Source organism: Methylophilus sp. 'Pure River', from assembly GCF_046765995.1.
GTDB lineage: Bacteria > Pseudomonadota > Gammaproteobacteria > Burkholderiales > Methylophilaceae > Methylophilus.
Genome location: NZ_JBKOUE010000001.1, coordinates 1 through 22707, shown reverse-complemented (window position 1 = coordinate 22707; position 22707 = coordinate 1). Strand labels below are relative to the sequence as shown.

Annotated in this window: 19 protein-coding genes and 2 tRNA genes; 14 read left to right on the top strand and 7 right to left on the bottom strand. The window is 51.8% G+C overall.

All coding sequences use genetic code 11. The features are described from left to right. The first annotated feature begins 122 nt into the window (after positions 1-122). Positions 123-1592, top strand: coding sequence for a sodium:solute symporter family protein (locus ACIDE9_RS00105; RefSeq protein WP_411991854.1), 1470 nt, complete (start codon positions 123-125; stop codon positions 1590-1592). A gap of 117 nt (positions 1593-1709) precedes the next feature. Beyond that, positions 1710-3167, top strand: a complete 1458-nt coding sequence (locus ACIDE9_RS00100; protein WP_194740655.1) for a sensor domain-containing diguanylate cyclase — start codon at positions 1710-1712, stop codon at positions 3165-3167. Positions 3168-3187: 20 nt separating this feature from the next. On the opposite strand, the gene mutM is transcribed toward ACIDE9_RS00100, so the two are convergent. The 5 genes from mutM to ACIDE9_RS00075 are packed head-to-tail and all read right to left on the bottom strand — an operon-like array spanning position 3188 to position 8140. After that, positions 3188-4039 (bottom strand): bifunctional DNA-formamidopyrimidine glycosylase/DNA-(apurinic or apyrimidinic site) lyase, encoded by an 852-nt coding sequence (gene mutM / locus ACIDE9_RS00095; protein ID WP_411991853.1) that lies wholly within the window; start codon positions 4037-4039, stop codon positions 3188-3190. 5 nt (positions 4040-4044) lie between these two features. Further along, positions 4045-4953, bottom strand: coding sequence for a DUF4340 domain-containing protein (locus ACIDE9_RS00090; protein ID WP_411991851.1), 909 nt, complete (start codon positions 4951-4953; stop codon positions 4045-4047). A 31-nt stretch (positions 4954-4984) separates the two neighbouring features. Beyond that, positions 4985-6379 (bottom strand): GldG family protein, encoded by a 1395-nt coding sequence (locus ACIDE9_RS00085; protein ID WP_411991849.1) that lies wholly within the window; start codon positions 6377-6379, stop codon positions 4985-4987. Between the two features lie 30 nt (positions 6380-6409). Then, positions 6410-7153 carry an ABC transporter permease gene (locus ACIDE9_RS00080; RefSeq protein WP_194753001.1) on the bottom strand — a complete coding sequence of 248 codons (744 nt, stop codon included), beginning with the start codon at positions 7151-7153 and terminating at the stop codon, positions 6410-6412. Between the two features lie 36 nt (positions 7154-7189). Further along, positions 7190-8140 (bottom strand): ATP-binding cassette domain-containing protein, encoded by a 951-nt coding sequence (locus tag ACIDE9_RS00075; protein ID WP_194753000.1) that lies wholly within the window; start codon positions 8138-8140, stop codon positions 7190-7192. A 297-nt stretch (positions 8141-8437) separates the two neighbouring features. Here ACIDE9_RS00075 and ACIDE9_RS00070 point away from each other — a divergent pair, with 297 nt between their 5' ends. From ACIDE9_RS00070 to pth, 8 genes are all read left to right on the top strand, one after another. After that, the gene (locus ACIDE9_RS00070; protein ID WP_411991846.1) at positions 8438-10144 is read left to right on the top strand and encodes a tetratricopeptide repeat protein; all 1707 of its coding nucleotides are present in this window, start codon (positions 8438-8440) and stop codon (positions 10142-10144) included. Then, positions 10144-10785, top strand: coding sequence for a lipoprotein insertase outer membrane protein LolB (lolB, locus tag ACIDE9_RS00065; protein ID WP_411991845.1), 642 nt, complete (start codon positions 10144-10146; stop codon positions 10783-10785). Before ACIDE9_RS00070 ends, lolB begins: the two co-directional genes overlap by 1 nt. A 73-nt stretch (positions 10786-10858) precedes the next feature. Next, positions 10859-12262, top strand: a complete 1404-nt coding sequence (locus ACIDE9_RS00060; RefSeq protein WP_411991844.1) for a carbonic anhydrase — start codon at positions 10859-10861, stop codon at positions 12260-12262. Between the two features lie 40 nt (positions 12263-12302). Further along, positions 12303-13202, top strand: a complete 900-nt coding sequence (gene ispE / locus ACIDE9_RS00055) for a 4-(cytidine 5'-diphospho)-2-C-methyl-D-erythritol kinase (protein ID WP_411991842.1) — start codon at positions 12303-12305, stop codon at positions 13200-13202. Positions 13203-13216: 14 nt separating this feature from the next. Further along, positions 13217-13293: transfer RNA gene (locus ACIDE9_RS00050), tRNA-Gln, on the top strand. A gap of 126 nt (positions 13294-13419) precedes the next feature. Further along, positions 13420-14355, top strand: coding sequence for a ribose-phosphate pyrophosphokinase (locus ACIDE9_RS00045; protein WP_411992383.1), 936 nt, complete (start codon positions 13420-13422; stop codon positions 14353-14355). A gap of 111 nt (positions 14356-14466) precedes the next feature. Next, positions 14467-15075 (top strand): 50S ribosomal protein L25/general stress protein Ctc, encoded by a 609-nt coding sequence (locus tag ACIDE9_RS00040; RefSeq protein ID WP_194740646.1) that lies wholly within the window; start codon positions 14467-14469, stop codon positions 15073-15075. A gap of 80 nt (positions 15076-15155) precedes the next feature. Then, positions 15156-15728, top strand: coding sequence for an aminoacyl-tRNA hydrolase (gene pth / locus ACIDE9_RS00035; protein ID WP_411991840.1), 573 nt, complete (start codon positions 15156-15158; stop codon positions 15726-15728). Positions 15729-15731: 3 nt separating this feature from the next. Here pth and ACIDE9_RS00030 read toward each other — a convergent pair whose 3' ends face one another. Beyond that, positions 15732-18500, bottom strand: a complete 2769-nt coding sequence (locus tag ACIDE9_RS00030; RefSeq protein WP_411991838.1) for an EAL domain-containing protein — start codon at positions 18498-18500, stop codon at positions 15732-15734. Between the two features lie 217 nt (positions 18501-18717). Here ACIDE9_RS00030 and ychF point away from each other — a divergent pair, with 217 nt between their 5' ends. Beyond that, positions 18718-19803, top strand: a complete 1086-nt coding sequence (gene ychF, locus ACIDE9_RS00025) for a redox-regulated ATPase YchF (protein ID WP_411991836.1) — start codon at positions 18718-18720, stop codon at positions 19801-19803. A gap of 54 nt (positions 19804-19857) precedes the next feature. Here the strand turns inward: ychF and ACIDE9_RS00020 are convergent, their stop codons facing one another. Then, a complete protein-coding gene (locus ACIDE9_RS00020) occupies positions 19858-20475 on the bottom strand; it encodes an HD-GYP domain-containing protein (RefSeq protein ID WP_411991834.1) in 618 nt (205 codons plus the stop codon). Positions 20476-20636: 161 nt separating this feature from the next. Here ACIDE9_RS00020 and ACIDE9_RS00015 point away from each other — a divergent pair. From ACIDE9_RS00015 to ACIDE9_RS00005, 3 genes are all read left to right on the top strand, one after another. Continuing rightward, positions 20637-20713: transfer RNA gene (locus ACIDE9_RS00015), tRNA-Met, on the top strand. Positions 20714-20870: 157 nt separating this feature from the next. Beyond that, on the top strand, positions 20871-22073 hold the full coding sequence (locus ACIDE9_RS00010; protein ID WP_411991833.1) for an MFS transporter: 1203 nt from the start codon (positions 20871-20873) through the stop codon (positions 22071-22073). A gap of 150 nt (positions 22074-22223) precedes the next feature. Further along, on the top strand, positions 22224-22652 hold the full coding sequence (locus tag ACIDE9_RS00005; protein WP_411991832.1) for a hypothetical protein: 429 nt from the start codon (positions 22224-22226) through the stop codon (positions 22650-22652). The last annotated feature ends 55 nt before the right edge of the window (positions 22653-22707 follow it).

Genomic DNA, 22707 nt, shown 5'->3' with positions numbered 1-22707 from the left:
CAGAATTGTAAAAAGACCTGATTTTCAGGTCTTTTTAGCTTTTGCGCACCGCACAAAACCCTGTTTAGGCATGGTTTTGTTTTAAAATCGCCCTTTTGTAATCAACTCAAGGGAAACAAGCTGTGCTGATCTGGTTTGTCGTGGCGTATTTACTGGTTTCAATCGGCATTGGCCTGATTGCGGCCAGAAACGTGCACAGCACCAAAGATTATGCCGTGGCAGGCCGCCACCTGCCGCTGCCTGTGGTCATGGCAACTGTGTTTGCTACCTGGTTTGGCGCCGAAGCCGTGTTTGGCGTCTCCGCCACCTTTGTGCGTGAAGGCCTGACCGGCGTCGCAGCTGATCCGTTTGGCTCCAGCATGTGCCTGATTATCGCGGGCATTTTCTTCTCCAGCCGCCTGTATAAACTCAACATCCTGACGCTGGGCGACTTCTACCGCATGCGCTATAACCGTTCGGTCGAAGTGCTCACCACCATTGCCATCGTCATCTCTTACATGGGCTGGGTCGCCGCGCAAATTAAGGCACTGGGCCTGATTTTCAACCTGATCAGCCATGGCGCCATTTCAGAGCAAACCGGCATGATCGTCGGTACCGCCATCGTGCTCACCTACACCACGCTGGGCGGCATGCTTTCTGTGGCCATCCTCGACTTTGTACAAATGATCGTTGTCATCGGCGGCCTGCTGTATATCGCCAACATCGTGTCTGGCCAAACCGGCGGCGTGGCGCCAGTGATAGAACACGCCCGCAACGCAGGCAAACTGCATTTCTTCCCACAATCGGCTGACTGGAGCCTGTGGCTGACCTTCCTCGGCGGCTGGCTGACCATGATGCTGGGCTCCATCCCACAGCAGGATGTGTTCCAGCGCATCACCTCAGCCAAAACAGCCAACATTGCCTTGTGGGGGTCTATCCTTGGCGCCAGCATCTACTTTTGCTTTACCTTTGTGCCCATGTTTATCGCCTATGCCGCGACGCTGATAGACCCGGCAGTCTTTGGCACCCTGGTGGAAACAGACTCACAGCGGGTATTACCGACATTGGTACTGACGCACACGCCCTTGATCGCGCAAGCCATCTTCTTTGGCGCGGTGCTATCGGCCATCATGAGTTGTTCCTCAGCGACCCTGCTGGCCCCTTCTGTCACCTTTGCTGAAAACGTGGTCAAAGGCTTTATGCCGCACATGAACGACCATGCATTTTTGCGCGTGATGCGATTGTGCCTGGTCGGCTTTGCCGCCATGGTGCTGTTTTATGCACTCAACTCCGAACTATCGATTTTCGGCATGGTAGAAAGTGCCTATAAAGTGACGCTGGCAGGCGCGTTTGTGCCATTGTTCTTTGGTGCCTTCTGGAAGCGTGCGACCAGCCAGGGCGCGCTGGCGGCGATTATTTTCGGCATCGGCAGTTGGGTACTGATTGAGATACTGATAGGCGAAAATAGCCTGGTCCCCGCACAATTGGCCGGCCTGCTGATCAGTGCGGTAGCCATGGTGGCAGGCTCATTACTACCGCAAAAAATTGGCGGCACACCGCACAGCCCTGCCGGTTATTTACATGAACACGCAGCAAGCAATCACCCGCATTAATCCTGGTTAATGCGGGAATACCTCTTTAAAACAGCGACTATTCAAATAAACAAAGTCGCTTTATATTGGTGATAATGCTTTTTTGAGCATGATCTGCCTCTAGGTAATTGAACATTTATGGTCGTTAACAAGCGTTACTACACCCTACTCCTAAGCGCCATCGTGCTCATTGGTTTTGTGGCGACCAGCCTGATTGGTTACTTTGTGGCCAAAGACTCGCTGACTGACCGCTTGCAACAGGAAATGCTGCCGCTGACCAGCGACAATATCTACTCTGAAATCCAGCGCGACCTGCTGCAACCGCTATTGATTTCATCACTGATGGCCAATGATGTTTTTGTGTTTGACTGGATTAATAATGGCGAACAAGACGCCAACAAAATGACCAGTTACCTGGCACAAATCCAGAAAAAATATAACACCATCACCGCTTTTTTCGTGTCCGAGAGTTCGGGCAATTACTACCATCCGTCAGGTGTCTTAAAACGCGTATCAGCAAACAACCCAGAAGATCACTGGTATTTTGAAGCCAAAAACTCACCCAACCCCTATGTCATCAACATTGACCGCGATACTGCCGACAAACGGCGCCTGAGCATTTTTGTCAACTACCGCATTGAAGACAAATCCGGCAAGTTTATTGGCGTGATTGGCGTCGGTCTGTCACTGCAAACTGTCGTTGAGCTGATTGAAAACTACCAGAAACGCTATGGCCGCGAAATCTATTTTGTGAACCGCCAGGGCGAAGTCATGCTGCAAAGCAGCCATTACCGTTCTGAGCTGCATTTACAGAACAAGTCCGGGCTGGATAAGGCTTTCCTGCAAGTGCTGACATCGCCAAGCACCTCACTGTCGTTTAAAACCCGCAGCGGCAATATGCTCTACCTCAATAGCCGCCTGGTGCCTGAATTTGACTGGTATCTGATCGTCGAGCAGGTCAACGACCCGAGCTCAGAGCGTATCGAAACCGCCTTCCTGATCAACCTGGCGGTGGCCGTGGTGATCAGCATGATCGTGCTGGCCCTGGCGCACTTTGCCGTGCGCGGCTACCACGACAAACTGGAGATGATGGCCACGCAGGACAAGCTGACCGGTGTCGCCAGCCGCCAGGTATTCGAGTTCTACTTCAAGCAAGCGGTTGCGCGCGGCAAACGCCGCGACGAGTCATTATCACTGGTGCTGCTGGATATCGACCTGTTTAAACTGGTCAACGATACGTATGGCCATGAAGCCGGTGACCGCGTGCTCGCGCGCGTGGCGCAACTGATCAAGTCGCACGTACGCGAAGAAGATGTGGTTTGCCGCTGGGGCGGGGAAGAGTTTTTAATTCTGCTTTCTGGCTGCAATTTGCAACATGCCAGAGATATCACCGAGCTTATACGCTCGGCAGTGGCAGGCTTGCAGTTCCACTTTAGCAATAAAGTGGTGCAAATCACGGTCAGCGCCGGGATCGCCGAAATGCAGGCGGACGAAAAACTGGGCCAGGTAGTTGAGCGCGCAGATCATCACCTGTATGCCGCCAAGCGTGCCGGGCGTAACTGCATCCAGCCAGACATCGACGACGAAACGGTATAACGAGCGTTATGCGAGTACGCCTACTTTTTGCGTATGCGTGCAGTCGCGCGCGGCTGGCAGTGCTCACAATAGAAGGTTGATCGCTGACCCAGCCGGATATTCAGGATCGGCCTGCTACACGCGCGGCAAGGCTCACCTGTGCGGCCATAGACGAAATAGGTTTGCTGGAAATACCCAGGATTCCCATCCGCACCAAAGAAATCACGTAAACTGCTGCCACCAGCGTCCAGCGCTGCCTGCAAGGTCAATTTAATCTCTGCTACCAGCAATGCACATTGCGCCAGCGTTAAGGTCTTGGCGGGCGTTTCAGGATGTATGCGGGCACGGAACAGAGACTCACTGGCATAAATATTCCCCACGCCCACCACTAGGTGCGCATCCATGATGGTGGTCTTGATAGGAGCGCTGCGTGTGCGTATATGCTGGTATAAATAATCAGCGTTAAACCCCGCTTCTAGCGGCTCCGGTCCAAGACTGCTGAGCAGCGCATGCTGCAATGGCTGCTTATCCAGCCACAAAACCGCCCCGAACCGGCGTGGATCGCGCAGGCGGATCACACGGCCATCTTCAAAGCGGATATCAAAGTGGTCATGCTTCTCGGCGGGGAAATCACGCTCCAGCAGACACAGACGGCCAGACATGCCCAGATGCAGCAGCAACACACCCTCTGTTTCAGTGGTGCCAATTTCGGCCAGGATATATTTGGCGCGGCGCGTGAGTTTGAGCACGCGGCGGCCCTGCAAATGTTGTGGCAAATCGGCCGGAATCGGCCAACGCAAGCCATGATGGCGGATGGTCACTTGCGCGATCTGCGCGCCTTCTACAGGCAGCAAACCACGCCGCGTGACCTCAACCTCGGGTAATTCAGGCATGGTGATTACTGGCTCTTGGGCGCCTGGATATTCACCGGCGGGTTGACCATGGTAAAACCGGTGTCATTGGTGAAGTGGTAAATAATGCCTTCATCCGGACGTGCCAGCAGATACTCTGGCGACTCCTGCAGTTTATCGAAATGGACTTTCTTGCCATTGCGCAGCAATACTTCAAAAGAAGGATAAGTTTGTTTGCGGTCTGGCGTGTAAAACTCAACCGACGTCGCTTGCGCCTGCACCCAGCTAAAATCAGTCCACTCATTCATATCATTCTGGGTCGGCTTGGCTTTAGGATCATTGGCTGACCATTTGCCTTCGGTAGACAGCTCAACCTTGAGTGCATTCTCTTCCCATTGTTCCAGATGCGCGAGGTCAAAACCGGCCAGCTGTTTGCGCTCAACCGGCGACAACGGTGTTTTATCCACCATTTCTATCGGCTGTGTAGAAGCCGCTTCACTATATTGCCCGGGCAACAAATACACTTGCCCGGCATAAGCTACATACTGCTCTTCTGACACCGGATTAAACGTGCCAAACGTAAATACCTGGTCGCCTTTGGTGCCAGACAGCGTGAGCTTCAATACCGGCTGGTCCAGCCCGTATTTAGCCGCATCCTGCAAAGGCAGCTTGGTCGCGGTGGTCGCCGCGATGATAGACATGACGCGCTGCACAGAGGGCTGGTCCGCACGTGCCGCATACGGCTTGCGCATCATCCAGTAACCTTCTTGCTTTTCAAAAATGGTCGGCGCTTTAGCCGGGAACTCGGCTTTAACACTATTAAAATCAGCCATTTTGAGGCTGGAGACTTCAAACCTGGCGGACTGCGCCTGCTCCTTGGGCTGCAAATGCAGGAACACGGCAATCCCTACGACGACCGCCGCCAACAACAGGTTCAATAACCATCTTTTTTTCATGACGCCACTCCGACAACCAGACCGTTAGACATTAAGCCTTGCGGCGCTTCCACCACAGCAACAGGCCTGCCACAAACAAACCGACTGGAATCAGGTACTGGAACGCATGGAATACAATCCAGGCCACCAGGCGACCCTGATCAGTGGCTGGAATCGTGACGTTGATATCCTTCAGTGGCATCGGCTGTATGGTAATCAGACGGTCATCACCAGCCAGCCAGTTAATGATATTAATGCCCAGGTCCAGGTTACCGCCGTTAGTAATAAAGGTATTGGCCAGGAAGTTGGCATTACCGATCACCACCACGCGCTGGCCTTTTTTACCGTATTCGCGTTCCAAAGCCACGCCGACGTTAATCGGACCTGCCTTGTCTTTGCCTTGGTCAAAACTGACTTTGAGGTTTTGTGCGCCTGCCGGGATCTTGTCAGACTCCAGCCAGCCATTGGGTGCCACATCTATCAGGCGGCCCACTTTCCAGCCCAGGTCATCCGAAGCCTGGCCATCGACCTGATGCGCCTCTGGGAACACAGTGCGCAGCATGAAGTTACGCGTGATTGCATGATCACCATACAGGCTGGCAAAGGCCATTTTGGGGTCTGCGCCGTATTGTTCAGCTGCACGATCCACCACGATACCGGGCGACACTTTAATGCCCAGGTACTCAGCCACTTCCTGCAAACCATGTAGATTATCGTCATCCAGCAGCCACAACACGTTGCCACCCGCTTCAATATAGGCCTTGATTTTCTTCGCTTCAACAGCGCTGATATCGACTTGCGGTGCCGCAATCACCAGCATCGCGCCATTGGCAGGCACCTGTTGTGCAATCGTCAGGTCAGGGTTGGCAAACTTAAAGCCTTTGCTTTCCAGTTGCTTGCCAAACTCGCCGAGGTCGTGGTTCTTCAGGCCTTGCAGCAAACGCTCGCCATGACCATCCAGATACATCACCGGCTGGTTGTTGGTGCGAGATAAACGCACCAGCAAATTAGTCATTTCCTGCTCGGCAAATGGTGGCGTGATGTGCTCGGAACGTTTGTTGTATTCAACAATGGTCTCACCATCCACCTTCACCCCGGCTTCTTGCGCCAGTTTTGGCTCTTCGGACGGGTTGATAAACTTGATAAAGACGTTTTTCTTTTCGCGCTGGTAGCGGGCGACAAAGTCCAGCATGCCTTTACGGAAGGTATCGCCATTGTTCGCGTCATCGTTAGTGGCAAACACGGTGATATTGACGTCGCCATCCATTTGTTTGAGCACATTGACACTGCCCTGGGTCAGGATATTACGGTTGGCCTGGGTAATGTCCTTGGCCCAGCGATATTGGGCAGACAAATAACCCAGCATGACGACCAGCGCCAAAAACACCAGCACAAACATCCAGTTTTGCGCCAATAACTGCCATCTAAATTTACGGTTAATTTTCATAATGCATTCAGCTCAAAAACAATGTCGCGACTAACCGCGTAAACGATCCGCATCCAGACGACGAATCGTCAGGGTAATAAAAGTGAGGATAAACAGGCCGAAGTAAGCCAGGTCTGCCGTATCAATCAAGCCACCGGCAAACGACTGAAAATGACGCATGAGTGAAAACTTGAGCATGGTGCTGGTCGGGTCACCGGCAAAAAAGCGGTCCAGGATCATGAGCACAAACAAGGCAATAAAGCTCAGGATACCAGCAATAATCGGTTGCGCAGTCAGGCTGGAGAAATACAGGCCCAGTGCCGCGAAACTGGACACTAGCAACAGCAAGCCCAGCGAGTTGGCAAAAATATAGCCGAAATCAATGTCTGCCCAAATATTGAGTGTAGACAGCATGGCGGCGATATACACCACCAGAATGCTCAGAAACACCACCAGGCCCAGAAACTTGCCGACCACAATTTCACTGATAGACAGCGGCGCACTGAACAAAAATGGCATGGTCTGGCTGCGGCGCTCTTCAGAGATCAGGCGCATGGAGAGCAAAGGCACAGCAAACAGCATAATAAATGACGCCAGGCCATATACAGTCTGGCCGACAAACTGCGTCACGCCAATACGCTCGGCCGGGCGGATGGAACCAGACATGACTTCAAAATAATTGTTTACCCCGTTGAGGTAATAGGTGCCAAACGAGAAGGTTAGCAGCGCCAGAATAATCCACCCCATTGGTGAGGCGAACATACTCTTGAGTTCTTTTCTTGCAATATTCAACATTCTTAAAATCTTTCCGTCTAGACTTGATCTGCCTGCTTAAGCCGCCTTGGCTTCATCCGCGCTCGCGGTCTCGTGGTAAGTCAGTTGCACAAACACATCTTCAAGGCTGGTCTGGTCAGGGGCGATATGATACAGGCCCCAGCCGTTTTGCACGGCTGCCTGCACAATCGCTTCATGTGGCTGCGTGCCATCCTGGAAGCGGATGCGCCACATACCATCTGCCGGTTCGACTTCAGCCACACCAGCAATCGCAGCCAGTTGTGCAGCCGCTGGTGCATTGCGCAAACCGACCAGCAATTTATTGCCAATGCGTTGCTGTTTAAGCACATCAATGCCGCCGTTAAACACCAGCTTACCTTTATCGATAATCTGCACATGGTCACACACCATTTCCACCTCTGGCAGAATGTGTGTAGATACAATCACGCTGTGTGCCTGGCCGATTTCTTTAATCAGGGCACGGATATCACGGATCTGGATCGGATCCAGGCCCACCGTCGGTTCATCCAGGATCACCACCATCGGGTTATGGATAATTGCCTGGGCAATGCCCACACGCTGCTGGTAGCCGTTAGACAGGTTTTCAATCAGGCGCTTGCTCATGTGCGTCAAACCGCAACGCTCTTTGGCATGCTCTACCGCTTTTTTAATATGCTTGCCCGAGACATTGTGCAAACGGGCTGCGATGGTCAGGTATTCATCGACCGTGAATTCTTTATATAAAGGACGCATCTCCGGCAAGTAACCAATCAATGCCTTGGCCTCTTTCGGATGTTCTATCATATCGATGCCACAGATCTTGACGCTACCGGCACTGGGCGCCAGGTTACCAGTCAACATTTTCATAGTGGTCGATTTACCGGCACCGTTAGGCCCTAAAAAGCCTAGCACCTGCCCTTGTTGCAAACTAAACGTTACATCACTGACCGCCGCACGGCCACCATACAAACGGGTCAATTCGATTGCTTCAACTGTCAAATTTGCCATGATTCTTTCACACACCTACCGACTAAGGATGATTGTTCACTGCTGGCAATCCAAACGCCAACCAGCAAATCCCTAGACAAAGATTTCATCAAAAAGTTATAGTGCCAATACTACTGTTGTAGCATGCGGTTTTAGCCCGGGCCAAACCGTCAATTACAATTCAGTTACAAATCGCACATTATGGATGAACTTGCCGCAACTGTCACGGACTAAACAACAATTCAGCATCACACAGCGACCACTTAAATCACAGCCATGACACTGTTCACCGACAGACCAACCAAACAGGAATTCAGTATGCCCCAAACCAGCCGTTTCACGCTTAAACCCACTGCAAAGCGCCGCACAACCCTGGCACTTTGCCTGGCATTGCTGACAACCCCGGCCTGGTCAGCCAGCAGCTCCCCCACCATTACCACCCCCACGGCGGAATTCGTTTACAAATACCTGCTGGGAGAAGTGGCTGCCCAGCGTGGCGAATTTGTACTGGCAGGCCAGCTGTTCCTGGACTTAGCCAAACAAACACGCGCCCCTTTACTGGCTGAACGTGCGACCCAGGCCGCTACGATCGCACGTACGCCACAACTGGCCTTGCCTTCTGCCGAACTATGGTCAGAGTTAGCGCCGGACTCGATTCCTGCTGCACAAACCGCCAGCCAGCTATTTATTGCCAACGGCAACCTGAAAAAAGCCATTCCGCAAATCCAGAAAGTACTTGCTAACGACAACATTCGGCCGAATGCCTTTATGGAACTGAACAGCCTGATGATGCGCGTCACGGACAAAACCAGCGTGCTGGAGGCGATCCAGCAACTGGCCAAGCCTTACCCCAAATTGCCAGAAGCCCATTTTGCCGTTTCACAGGCGGCCTATTTTGCCCATAACGAAAGCCTGATGGTGGCTGAACTCAAAGAAGCGTCCAAACTGCGTCCGGGCTGGGAGCCGCCTGCGCAAATCCGCGGCCAGATGCTGAGCGAGCAAGACCCGCAAGAAGGCATTGCGTTCTACCGTGAGTTCTTGAACACCTACCCGGAAGCTGACCAGATCCGCCTGGCACTGGCACGCGCCTTATTGGTGCAGAAAAACACCACAGACGCCAAGATAGAATTCACCAAATTGCTGGAGCGTCATAAAAACAACCCGGAAATGAATGTTATCGTCGGCTTGCTAGCGCTGGATGCAAAAGAGTACAGCTTTGCTGACCGCTACCTGGAACACGGGCTGGAGGTCGGCTTTAAAGAGCCGAATAAACTCTATTTCAATCTGGGCCGTTCGGCCGCCGAGCAAAAAGATGATGCACGCGCCTTACACTGGTTTGACAAAATCGGCGAAGGCGAGCAGTTTCTGGCGGGCCGCCTGGCATCTGCCGCCATCATCGCGCGTCGCGATGGCATCGACGCCGCCATTACCATGCTCGACAATGTCGATGGCTTAACGCCGGAGCAACAAGCATTAGTGGTGCAGAATGAAGCCTTGATGCTTAACCAGGCCAAACGTAACGATGAAGCCTACACCCTGCTCGAAAAAGCCGTACAAAGCTTTCCTGAGAGCCCAGAGTTATTGTACGACTATGCCTTGAATGCAGAACGCAAAGGCAAATTCGACATCATGGAAGAGACTTTATCTAAAGTCATTAAAATGAAACCTGATATGGCCGCCGCCTATAATGCGCTGGGCTATTCTTATGCTGACCGCAATATCAAGCTGATGGAAGCCAAGAGCCTGATTGAAACCGCGACCAAGCTGTCGCCAGAAGACCACTACATCATGGATAGCCTGGGCTGGGTGTATTACCGCCTGGGTGACCTGGGCCACGCCACCGAGGAGTTGCGTCGCGCGTACACCATTCAGCAAGACCCTGAAATTGCTGCCCACCTGGCGGAAGTGTTGTGGAAACAAGGCCAGCGTGACGAAGCACAAAGAATCCTGGATCAGGCATTGTCAGCCAACCCTGACAACGAAGTGCTGGTCGCCACGGCGCAAAAACTGAAATCTGCCCTGTAATGCAGGTCGCACTGCCTACGCTTGCGCGCTGGAAGTCACACGCGGGCCGCCGAATCCTGGTTGGCCTGCTGGGCGTAGCGCTGGCGGGCTGCTCCACCTTGCCCGCACCACCGACCCAGACCACCGCCAGCAACACGGCCCAGCAACGTATACAGCGCTTGCAAGCCAACCAGCCATTTGCGCTAGAGGCCAAACTGGCTGTGCAATATGCGGGCAAAGGCTATACCGCGCGCCTGGAATGGCAGCATGATGTGCAAGCAGACACCATGCGCATTTTCAGTCCGCTAGGTCAACAAGTAGCCTTAATCCACCGCACCCAGCAATCCGTGACGCTGACCGACCAAAGTGGCAAACAACACACTGCCACCGATGTTGCCAGCCTGACCGAGCGGCTGCTCGGCTGGCGCCTGCCACTCGCCGGGCTCAGCCAATGGATACTAGGTATCCCACACCGCGACAGCCCGTTCCAGGCCGCCTATCTGGAAAATGGCGCACCGGCCAGCCTGACCCAGGATCAATGGCAAATCACCTATGATGATTATCAGCAAACCGCCCTCAACGGCGCACTGGAACAACTGCCTTACACCACGCGCCTGCAACAGCAGGACGTGCGTCTAAAACTGGTCATTCAACACTGGTAAGCAGTCACTCACACACGCATCACCCGACCTTGCGCTGATTAAAGATTCAGCGCAAGGCGTCGATAATGGCACTATGAGCTGTTATCTTCTCACCCCCACTTATTACCGACTTTGGCTGGCATTTAGCTTGTGGCTAGTGCTGGGCATGATGCCTGGCCACGGCCATGCCTCACAGTGGTTATCGATCAAAAAAACCGACGACAACCAGCTCATGATAGACAAGCAATCCCTGCTGGAAGAAAAACCTTATATCAAGGCTTGGGTAAAAGTCGATTACCGCAATCCACAGAAAAACGTGGAGTCGGTAGACCGCGTCTACAACCATGCCAAAGCCCTGTGGTATTTTGATTGCGACAAACGCAAAGCCGCGACCATCCAGGTCTTTCAATACGATGACGAAGAGTTGGTCTACTCAGCGGGCACCACATCCAAGCAAGCCGACTTTATTGAACCACTGCCGGAATCCGAAGTAGAAGTCGCACAACAATATGTGTGCAAATGGCAAGCCAAGGAAAAGCAGCGCGTGGAAGCCGCTGCCAGACGCGCCGCCAACCCGGTGGTGCCTGCTGTTGCCAGCAATAAAGACAAACCGGCCGCGCCAGATAGCGTTGCCGAGCCAGCAGCAACACCTGTAGCGCCCAAAGCTGAAGAGAAAGCCGCTGAATTAAAACCGGCAGATGCCAAGCCAGCGGCCAAACCTGCTGAAGATAAAGCGGCAACAGCCAAGCAAGCAGCTACCAAAACCGATAAAGGCGCGGATACCCTTAAGGATAAGGAAAAAGCAGCTAAAACCGACAAGGCCAATGATAAGTCCTGGGCCTATAGCGGCCCGCGCGGACCAGACAAATGGGGCAGCCTCAATCCGGATTTTGCGGTGTGCAACGCAGGTAGCCAGCAATCGCCGATCAATATCGACAACACGATCACGGCCGCCCTGAAACCGATCAAGCGCTTGCAGAAGTTCCCGCTCAAAAATATTGTGCTCAAGGACCACAGCCTGATTCTGGATGCGGGCACCGGCAATATGATGGTGCTGGATCAGAAACCGTATCAGTTGAAATATATCAGCGTGCATGTGCCTGGCGAACATCAGATCAAGCAAAAATCATATGCCGCGGAATTGCAGATGGTGCATGAGGATAAAACCGGACACCGTGTGATTATTGCTGTGATGCTGGAAGAAGGCAGCACACATGCCGGACTGGAGAAGTTGTTAGGCAGCCTGCCTAAAGAAAAAGAGCAAAGCAAACCGCTGGCGATACGTGTCACCCCTGCGGACCTGATGCCAGCCAAGCCTGCCTATTATCGCTACAGTGGCTCGCTAACGGCGCCGCCCTGTACCGAAGGCGTGCAGTGGGTGATCATGAAAGAAGCGTTGAAAATATCCAAATTCCAGCTGGGCAGCCTGCAGCAAGCCATCGGCGAGCCCAACCAGCGCCCGGTGCAGGATGGCCAAGGCCGCATGATCCTGGAATAAGCATGCAAGGAGTACGCAGGCATGCTTTACAATAGCGGGCATGGAACTGCTGACCTACCCCGCCCCCTGTAAAATCAACCTGTTTCTGCATATTACCGGCCGCCGCACTGACGGTTACCACGACCTGCAAAGCGTTTTCTTGCTGTTGGATCACGGCGACGAGCTGCGCATACGCGTACGCGAGGATGGGGAAATCGTACACCTTAACCCCTTGCCGGGCGTGCCTGCAGAAAAAGACTTAACCATACGCGCCGCGCGCGCCTTGCAACAGGCCAGCCAGTGCACATTGGGTGCAGACATTGCATGCATCAAGCGCACCCCCATGGGTGGCGGCCTTGGCGGTGGCAGTTCGGATGCCGCCACGGTGCTGATGGCATTGAATCAACAATGGCAATTAGGCTATTCCAGGCAACAACTGATGCAGATCGGGCTCACGTTGGGGGCAGATGTACCGGTGTTTATCTTTGGTCAAACCGCCTGGGCGGAAGGTGTGGGTGAACAATTGGCCGCGGTTTCGCTACCTGCTGGCATGCTGGACAAATACTATGTGGTGATCACACCGCAGGTAGAGGTGCCCACCGCAAAAATATTTGCACATCAAGCATTGACAAGAGACTCGAAACCATTGAGAATGGCGGACTTTTCAAACGGCGCTAATTCCAGCGCGTTCTGGCAGCAAGTCAGGAACGATATGGAAGCGGTAGTTTGTGCGTTATATCCCGACGTTGCAAATACGTTACTCTGGTTAAAACAATACGGCGATGCCCGTATGAGTGGTTCAGGGGCTTCAGTATTTGTGGCGGTGGAAAGTGAAACAAAAGCGCACGAATTGATTGAAAACAGACCAAAAAACACTTTCGGTTTTTGGTCAAAAGGGTTAGAATACCATCCGCTTTTTGGCTCGGTCACCGATGATGGCCAAAACACAAAAAGCGTGTGATTAAGACAAGTTATTGGGGAGTCGCCAAGCTGGTTAAGGCACCGGATTTTGATTCCGGCATGCGAAGGTTCGAATCCTTCCTCCTCAGCCAAACATAAGCGTGTAGATTTAACGATTTACACGCTTAAATTTTTTATAGGTTCCGGCCATGTGACTGGAACCAGGTTTCAAGACATCGTCATCGCTAAAAAAGGGTACAACGTTGAGTAACGCCAACATGATGGTATTTACCGGCAATGCCAATCCGGTACTGGCACAAGAAGTTGCCAAGCATTTGGGTATTGAATTAGGGCGTGCCGATGTTGGCCGATTTTCAGACGGTGAAATCATGTTGGAGCTGCTGGAAAATGTCCGCGGCCGTGACGTGTTTGTATTGCAGTCTACCAGCTACCCGACCAATGACAGCCTGATGGAAGTCATGGTCATGGTCGATGCGCTGCGCCGCTCTTCTGCTGGCCGCATTACCGCAGCCATCCCTTACCTGGGTTATTCGCGCCAGGACAGACGTCCGCGCTCAGCCCGTGTCGCGATCACAGCGAAAGTGGTGGCCAATATGCTGACCAGCGTCGGTGTTAACCGCCTGCTGACCATGGACTTGCACTCAGACCAGATCCAGGGCTTTTTTGATATCCCGGTCGACAATATTTATGCGACCCCGATTTTGCTCGACGACCTGGCCAAACAAGGTCACGAAAATCTGGTCGTTGTTTCACCAGACGTTGGTGGCGTGGTGCGTGCGCGTGCAGCGGCCAAACAATTGAATGCCGACCTGGCCATTATCGACAAACGCCGCCCGAAAGCGAACGTTGCCAAGGTCATGAATATTATCGGTGAAGTTGAAGGTCGCACCTGCGTCATCATGGATGACATGGTGGATACAGCGAACACCTTGTGTGAAGCCGCTGTCGCCTTGAAAGACCGTGGCGCCACCAAAGTGGTGGCTTATGCCACGCATCCGGTATTGTCCGGTGGTGCCGGTGAACGCATCACAGCTTCCGCGCTGGATGAGTTAGTGGTCACCAACACAATTGCATTAAATGCTGGCGCACAGGCCTGCAGCAAAATCCGCCAGTTGAGCGCGGCTACCTTGCTGGCAGAAACCATCAAGCGCATCAGCCAGGAAGAATCCGTTTCTTCCTTATTTATGGACTAAAAGTACATAAATACAATGTAGAGCATGGATTAAGTTTTACCCCACCTACTGGTCGCGGTCGGTGGATTTTAGTGCAGTACCGCCATTCGTGGCGTTTTTAGGAGCCTCAACATGAGTATCGAAATTAAAGCAGTCAAACGTGACGTTCAAGGTACGGGTGCGAGCCGCCGCCTGCGTCGCGCTGGCAGCGTGCCTGGTGTTGTGTACGGTGGTGATCAAGCCGCTGTATCTATCGAGTTGAACCACAAAGAACTGTTCATGGAATTCCGCCATGAAGCTTTCCACGCGTCTATCCTGAGCCTGGTGCTGGATGGCAAAGCTGAAAGCGTTCTGCTGCGTGACTACCAACTGCACCCAGTACGCAACACGATTCAACACATCGATTTCCAGCGCGTATCCGCGACTGAGAAAATCCACGTGAAAGTGCCTTTCCACTTCATCAACGAAGACGTGGCACCTGGCGTGAAAACCGGTGGTGGTAACATCTCCCACATCCAGACTGAAGCTGACGTAAGCTGCCTGGCAAAAGATTTGCCAGAGTTTATCGAAGTTGACCTGGCAAAATTGGAAGCTGGTCACTCTATCCACTTGTCCGAAATCAAACTGCCAAAAGGCATCGAGTTCGTACAACTGGCTCACGGTGATGACGCTGCCGTGGTTTCTATCGCTAAACCACGTGGTGGTAGCGACGAAGCTGCTGCAGAAACTCCAGCAGCCTAAGCAGGCCTGGCGGTTATCCGCTACAATAAACGCGCACTCTTCAGTGCGCGTTTTTTCTTTGTCTGAACGAAACTCACACCATGACTGGCATCAAACTGATTGTAGGGCTGGGCAATCCCGGCGATAAATACACCATGACCCGGCATAATGCAGGCTTCTGGCTGGTAGATTTGCTGGCGCAACAATCCGGCAGCCGCCTGGCGGCAGAAACCAAACTGTTTGGCATTGCCGGCAAATGGCAGCCGCACAGCGATAAATGGCTACTCAAACCCAGTACCTTTATGAACGCCAGCGGCAAGTCTGTCGCAGCCATTGCCAACTACTACAAAATCCAGCCTGCAGAAGTACTGGTGGTGCATGACGAACTGGACCTGCCACCAGGACAGGCTAAACTCAAATTTGGCGGTGGCCATGGCGGACACAATGGCTTGCGTGATATTCATGCCGCCCTAGGCACGCCTGACTACTGGCGCTTGCGCATCGGCATCGGCCATCCGGGCAATAAGGCTGAAGTGGTGAATTTTGTCTTGAAGGCGGCGGGTAAAGACGAACAGCAATCCATTGATGACAGCATCATCAAGGCTACCACTGTCACTGACTTACTGGCACAAGGCCAGTTTGAAAAAGCCATGCTGCAACTGCATAGCAAATAATGGCTAGCGTGAAATAATCGCCGGATGCTGATGCCACTCATGGTGCCAGCTCACAAATGCCTCCGGACGCAACGGCGGCGAGAAGTAATAGCCCTGGCCGAAATCACAACCCATCTCCTGCAACATGCGCAGTTGACGCTGGTTCTCAATGCCTTCGGCAATCACCTGCATGCCCAGGCTGTGCGCCATGACAATAATCGCGCGGCACAACGCTTCGTCTTCACCTGAAGTGCCCAGCTCGCGCACAAACGAACGGTCAATCTTTACGTAATCAATCGGGAATTTTTTCAGGTAAGACAAGGCTGAATAGCCAGTGCCAAAATCGTCCAACGCCACTTGCACGCCCGCCTGCTGGTATTGCGCCAAACGCTCACTGACATGTGAGCTGGCATCCAGCAACAAGCGCTCGGTGATTTCAACCACCACCATATTGCCCTCGTGATGGTTTTTTGCCATTTCAAACAGCCAGTCTTCATTCTTTCTGTGCTCGGTGGCAAACTGCACCGGCGATTTATTCACCGCCACCTGGAACATCGGATGCAGCGACTGGCGCCACTGCCTGCACTGTGCAATCGCGGTTTTAAACACCCATTCGCCAATTGGCACAATCAGCAAATTATCCTCGGCAATGCAGACAAACTCCATGGGTGGAATCAGGCCTTTGACCGGATGCTGCCAGCGCAACAAGGCCTCTGCCTTCACCACCATATTGGTCTGCAAATCCACCACCGGCTGATACTCTAGGAAAAACTCATCATTATTGATGGCCTGGCGCAAATCATGCGACAAACGCATGCGGTGCTCGGCACTTTGCTGCATGCGCGGCGTGAAATAAGTGAAGCAGTTGCCACCTTTTTGCTTGGACGCATACATAGCCTGGTCCACGCGCTTCATCAAGTCTTCTTTATTGCCCGCATCATCAGGGAAGATCGCAATCCCAAGGCTGGCCGATACATAAGCATGTGTATCATCCAGTTGAAACGGCTGTGACAAGGCTTCCAGCACACGCTGCGCCAGCGCCTCAACATGGCTGGCATGCGCATCGCTCAGCATCAGCACAAACTCATCGCCCCCCAGCCGCGCAACCAGGTCTTTATTACCGACACAGCCGGTCAGGCGCTTACCTGCCTGCAACAATAATTTATCCCCCTGGTCATGGCCCTGGCTATCATTCACCTCTTTAAACCGGTCCAGGTCTAAAAAGATAATCGCCAGCTTCTGGTTATTATTTTTAATGCCATGCAAGGCATGGTCCAGCCGGTCAAAAAACAGGCGACGGTTAGGCAAACCGGTCAGGGTGTCCACATTGGCATATTGCCAAACCACCTCTTCCGATTGCTTGATCTTGGAAATATCCGCCAGCGTGCCTAATATACGCGTCGGCTTGCCCTGCTCGTCGTGCATCAGCACCATGCCGCGGTCAAACACCCACTTCCAGCTACCGTCTTTGCATAACATGCGATACTCAATCGCATATTGCTCGCGCTCACCATCCAGCACCTGCTGATGCAAATCCATCGCCACCGGCGCGTCGTCCGGGTGTATGCGCTGGTTCCAGGTCGCCGGTTTATGGTCCAGCTCGTCGGCAGCAAAACCGAGTATCTTTTTCCAGTGATCAGAAAACACCACTTTAGACTCGAGCACATTCCAATCCCACACGCCGTCACCCGTGCTTTCCATGGCAAACTTCCAGCGCTGCTCGCTACTGTTCAGTGCCAGACTGTATTTCTCCAGCGCATTCCGTGTGCGATTACGCACCACAGCGAATTGCACCAGCGCGGCCAATAACAGGCTAATCACCACACCTAACACGCCCATATCATTGGCATCGCGGTAATCCGTCGCCGCTTCAAACGCAGGCGTAGAGCGCGCACGCAAGCGCCACACCTGCCCGCTCACATTCAAGGTCTGCGCAACCGTAAACTCAGCCTCATTGTCATGCACATGCTCGTCATCAGAGCCACTATGATACAAAGGCACCTGCCCTTCTTCACGGCCCTGGTCAAACACATCAAAATGCACCAGTCGCTGCTCCATCGGGTGCAAGGCCTCTGCCAGCAAAGCCGCCACATCAAAACGCAAAAACACCCAGCCATTCAGCCAATGACGGCGATCACCCGTTTGCATGCCATCATGGTGACGGTACACCGGTGCATGAAAAATATAGTTTTTATAAGGCTGCACCACGGTGTTGGCCGCATAATGGCCAGACAGCACCAAACGGTCTCCATCACCCGCCTCCAGCAAATCAGCACGCAACTGTGTGTCTAAAAACGTGTTTTTCAGCAAGGTCTCGCGATTCGCATCATTACGCGGCTCCACATACAACACCGGTGCCACCTCTTCGTCACCTTTGATAAACTCCAGATGCTTGAGCAATTGCGGTAATGGTATCTCCAGGTCCTTAAAGGTTTCTGGATGTTGCAGATGGATATATTTGATAAAGCCCAGCGCGTTCAGGCTGTTGTATTCAGTGCTTTTGAGATAGTCATCGACATAAAGCCTAAACTCTTCGGCCGAGACAAATTGTGAGGAAATATAAAGTTGCTCCACGCCCTTGAGGATCTGCCGGTAAGCATTGAGCCGTTGCTGGATGGCCTCGGACGCAGACTGCGCGGACTGCTTGAATTTGACTGCCTGCAAGGCCTCGGCATGATGGCGCTCGCTCATCCAGAGCAAAAAGGTGGTTTGCAAGGCAAATAATAATACGGCCGCCGCAATCCATCGCGACGACAGCACTTGTTGTAATGATGCCATATTGAAACGAAACATTTCTCATCCTTTATCAGGAAGGCGCATGACGCATATGATTATGCCCCCGCAGTCATGCATTTTCTTAGTTATAATAAAACTTAAATCTTGTTTGCATTTTGCGGCAAATCAAGATTCATTCTGGCTCTATCTTCATACTAACGGTAAAATATTGGTTTTATTCAATCTTTGCCGCAATATAATGCTGCGGCAACACTCACGCTAAGGTTCATCCACTATGAAATGCGGTATTGTCGGCCTGCCTAATGTAGGCAAATCCACCTTGTTTAACGCCATCACCAAAGCAGGCATCGCGGCAGAAAACTATCCTTTCTGTACCATCGAGCCCAACGTTGGCATCGTCGAGGTACCAGACCCACGCCTGCAACCGCTAATCGACATTGTTAAACCGCAAAAAGTACAACCTGCGATTGTCGAGTTTGTTGACATTGCCGGTTTGGTCGCTGGCGCCTCCAAAGGCGAAGGCCTGGGCAACAAGTTCCTGGCCAATATCCGCGAAACTGACGCTATTGCCCACGTTGTGCGCTGCTTTGAGGATGGCAACGTCATTCACGTATCAGGCAAGGTAGATCCGCTGGCCGATATCGAAGTGATTAACACCGAGCTGGCGCTGGCCGACATGGAAACCGTGGAAAAAACCATGCAGCGCGAAGGCAAAAAAGCCAAAAGTGGCGACAAAGATGCCATTGCCCTGATCAAAGTACTCGAAAAAGTCGTGCCTTGCCTTAACGAAGCCAAAGCCGTGCGTACACTGGGCCTGGATGCTGACGAACTCAACTTGCTCAAGCCATTGTGCCTGATCACAGTCAAACCAGTGATGTACATCACCAACGTGATTGAAGGCGGTTTTGAGAATAACCCGCATTTGGACAAAGTACTGGCACTGGCCAAAACCGAGAATGCACCAGTGGTCACCATTTGCGCCAAAATCGAAGGCGAAATCTCCGAGCTTGATGACGAAGACAAACTGCTGTTCCTGCAAGAGCTGGGCCTGGAAGAGCCAGGCCTGAACCGCGTGATTCGTGCTGCTTACGATTTGCTAGGCCTGCAAACCTACTTCACCGCTGGTGTACAAGAAGTGCGTGCCTGGACCGTGAAAAAAGGCGCCACGGCCCCGCAAGCAGCAGGTGTCATCCACACTGACTTCGAACGCGGCTTTATCCGTGCCGAAGTGATCGCTTACGACGAATACGTGAAAAACAAAGGCGAAAAAGGCTCACAAGAAGCAGGCAAAATGCGCCTCGAAGGCAAAGAATACATTGTGCAAGATGGCGATGTGATGCATTTTAGATTTAACGTCTAACGATTTAACACACCAATAAAAAAGCTGGGTTGTCCCGGCTTTTTTATTGCCCACCTAATTGCCTGTTGCTTTAAATTCAGCGTACTCAGGCTTTTCAATCACCCGCGTGAAACACGCAAACAGGTCAGGATCCAGCTTGGTGCCCGACTCCAGGTCCATAATCTGCATAATCTCCGTATGTGGCCGCGCGCCCTGATACACCCGCCGCACTGCCATCGCATCATAGTTATCCACCAGCGTCACAATGCGCGCCAATAAGGGGATGCCATCGCCCGCGAGTTTGTCCGGATAACCAGAACCATCGAACCACTCATGATGATGGCGTATCACCTTGGAAACCAGCTCAGACCGTGGATGCTCGTAAGCCGCCATCAAATCGCCGCCTACCGAAGGGTGCGACTGCATCACGCTCATTTCAGCATCATCCAGCTTGCCCGGCTTCATCAGCACCACATCCGGCACCACAATCTTGCCAATATCATGCAAACTCGCACCCAGCTCCAGCACATGCAACTCGTTGCGACTCAGGCCAAGCGCCACTCCAATACCATTTGCCAGCGCCATCACGCGGTCACTATGCAGGCGTGTATACGCATCGCGCTGACGCAAAGCATCCGCCAACACCGCGCTTAACTTGAGTACGCCACTGTGATCATTTGCTTCCCGAGTCATGCTGTTATTGTGCTCCAAATTTAAAAGTTGGCAAGAATACGCCAGAATCACAAGGCAGGAATGACAAAAATCAAAAAAGCAGAAAATACTTAGTCAAAAAGGTCGCAGTATCATGTTGTCGACCCATGATACAACTGCTATAATCGCCGTCTTTCAAATATGGTGATGTAGCTCAGCTGGTTAGAGCACAGGATTCATAATCCTGGGGTCGAGGGTTCAAGTCCCTCTTTCACCACCAAAAATTTAAATAAGCCATTGATTTAACGTCAATGGCTTATTTTTTTGCCTCAACGCGACAATGGTTTTCAAGTAGCTGCAAATTATGTCTCCCAACCACAGTCATAAAGACTGAGCTCACCCGAAATCGTATTTCATATAAATCTTCAAGCAAGCCCATGTCGAATTACATCATCACCCCAATCCAACTCTCTAAAGCCAGGCAAAACCTGATTATCTTCGCGCTCTCAATCGGCGCATTTGCAATCGGGCTGAGCGAATTCTCAAGCATGGGTTTGCTGCTTGAGATTAGCCGTGGATTAGGCGTATCAGAATCCCAGGTTGGCGTTTCTATCAGCGTTTATGCCTTAGGCGTGGTGGTGGGCGCCCCCTTGCTGGCGATTTTTGGCGCTGGGCTCAAAAGAAAAAACCTATTGCTTGCCCTCGCCATGATGTACGCCATCGCCAACATTGCCAGTGCGCTCGCCCCGACTTACGGCACGATGCTGGTCGCCAGATTTATTTCAGGCCTGCCACATGGCGCATATTTCGGCATTGCCTCGCTAGTGGCAGCGTCTATCAGCCCACCTTCACAAAAAGGCATGGCCGTCACCAAAGTCATGCTCGGCCTGGCCGTCGCAATCTTGGTGGGCAACCCGCTTGCAGTTTGGTTAGGGCAACAATTTACATGGCGATTAGCCTTTGCCTTAGTCGGCGTGCTGGCATTCATCACCGTATTGATGGTTAACTGGTCACTGCCTTTAGACCCCAAAGAGAAAAAATCCAGCCCGATGGAAGAGCTGGCAGCCTTTAATCGGCTACAGATTTGGCTAGTGCTGTTGATCGGCGTATTCGGTTTTGCCGGCATGTTTACGGTGTTTAGCTACATGGCACCGGTGCTGGTCAATGTCACCAAGGTTTCTGAGTCATATATGCCTTGGCTCGTTGTCGCCTTCGGCATAGGCTCAATCATCGGCATGTTGTTAGGTGGCAAAATTGCAGACGCCATGAAATTCAAAGGCGCATGCCTACTTATTGTGTGGTCGATATTTGTGTTGGCGATGATTCCATTCATTTCCGGCTCACTGCCAGGCATTATCATCGCAGCCGTCGCAGTAGGTACCATGATGGCATTACCAGTCACACTGCAAACGCATTTGATGGAAATAGCTGGCGACGCACAAGTATTATCTGCCGCCGCCATTCAAGCCGCTTTAAATACCGCGAATGCTTTAGGCCCCTGGTTGGGAGGGATGGCGATTGACCATGGATTAGGTTACAACGTATTTGGTACGATTGGTGCAGCTACTTCAATGATTGGATTGATGATTTGGATGGTCTCTTTCAAATTGGCTCAGGCAAACATGCATCAGAATAAATAGTTAACTAGAGAAATTACTCCTGTTTTGATACAGCTCATGCAAATAAATTAATTCGTAAAAGGATACATTTTTATTTAAAATATAATATACATTTACATTAATTTCAGCAGCACTTGTGATTGTCTTCTAACTATAAAGATTGCTTAATAAATGCGATTTATCTTAGATACAAATATCATTATTCCTCTAGAACAATCACAACAAGTTTTAGAACCATCTCTCGCAAATTTTGTACGTCTAGCCAACGAAAATGGGCATCAATTACTATATCACCCAGCCACTATTGATGACATAAACCGAGATACAAACCTTGAACGCAAAAAACAAACTCTACAAAGACTCAAACAATATACCGAATTAGAGTCAAGGCCAGTCTGCATATGGAATACTCCCGAAGCCAGTCCTAATGAAATCGCGGATAATGAAATTCTTTATGCAATATTCTCTGATGCTGCCCATGCTCTATTAACTGAAGATCATGGCATTCATCGAAAAGCAAAACTTCATGGTCTTAGTGAACGTGTTTATTACATTCAAACTGCTGAGGATTGGCTCACTGAATCGCCACTAATTTACTAGACACCTTTAAGCCGTAATAATGGCAATAAAAGAAAGGTGCAGTATGAGTGGTAAA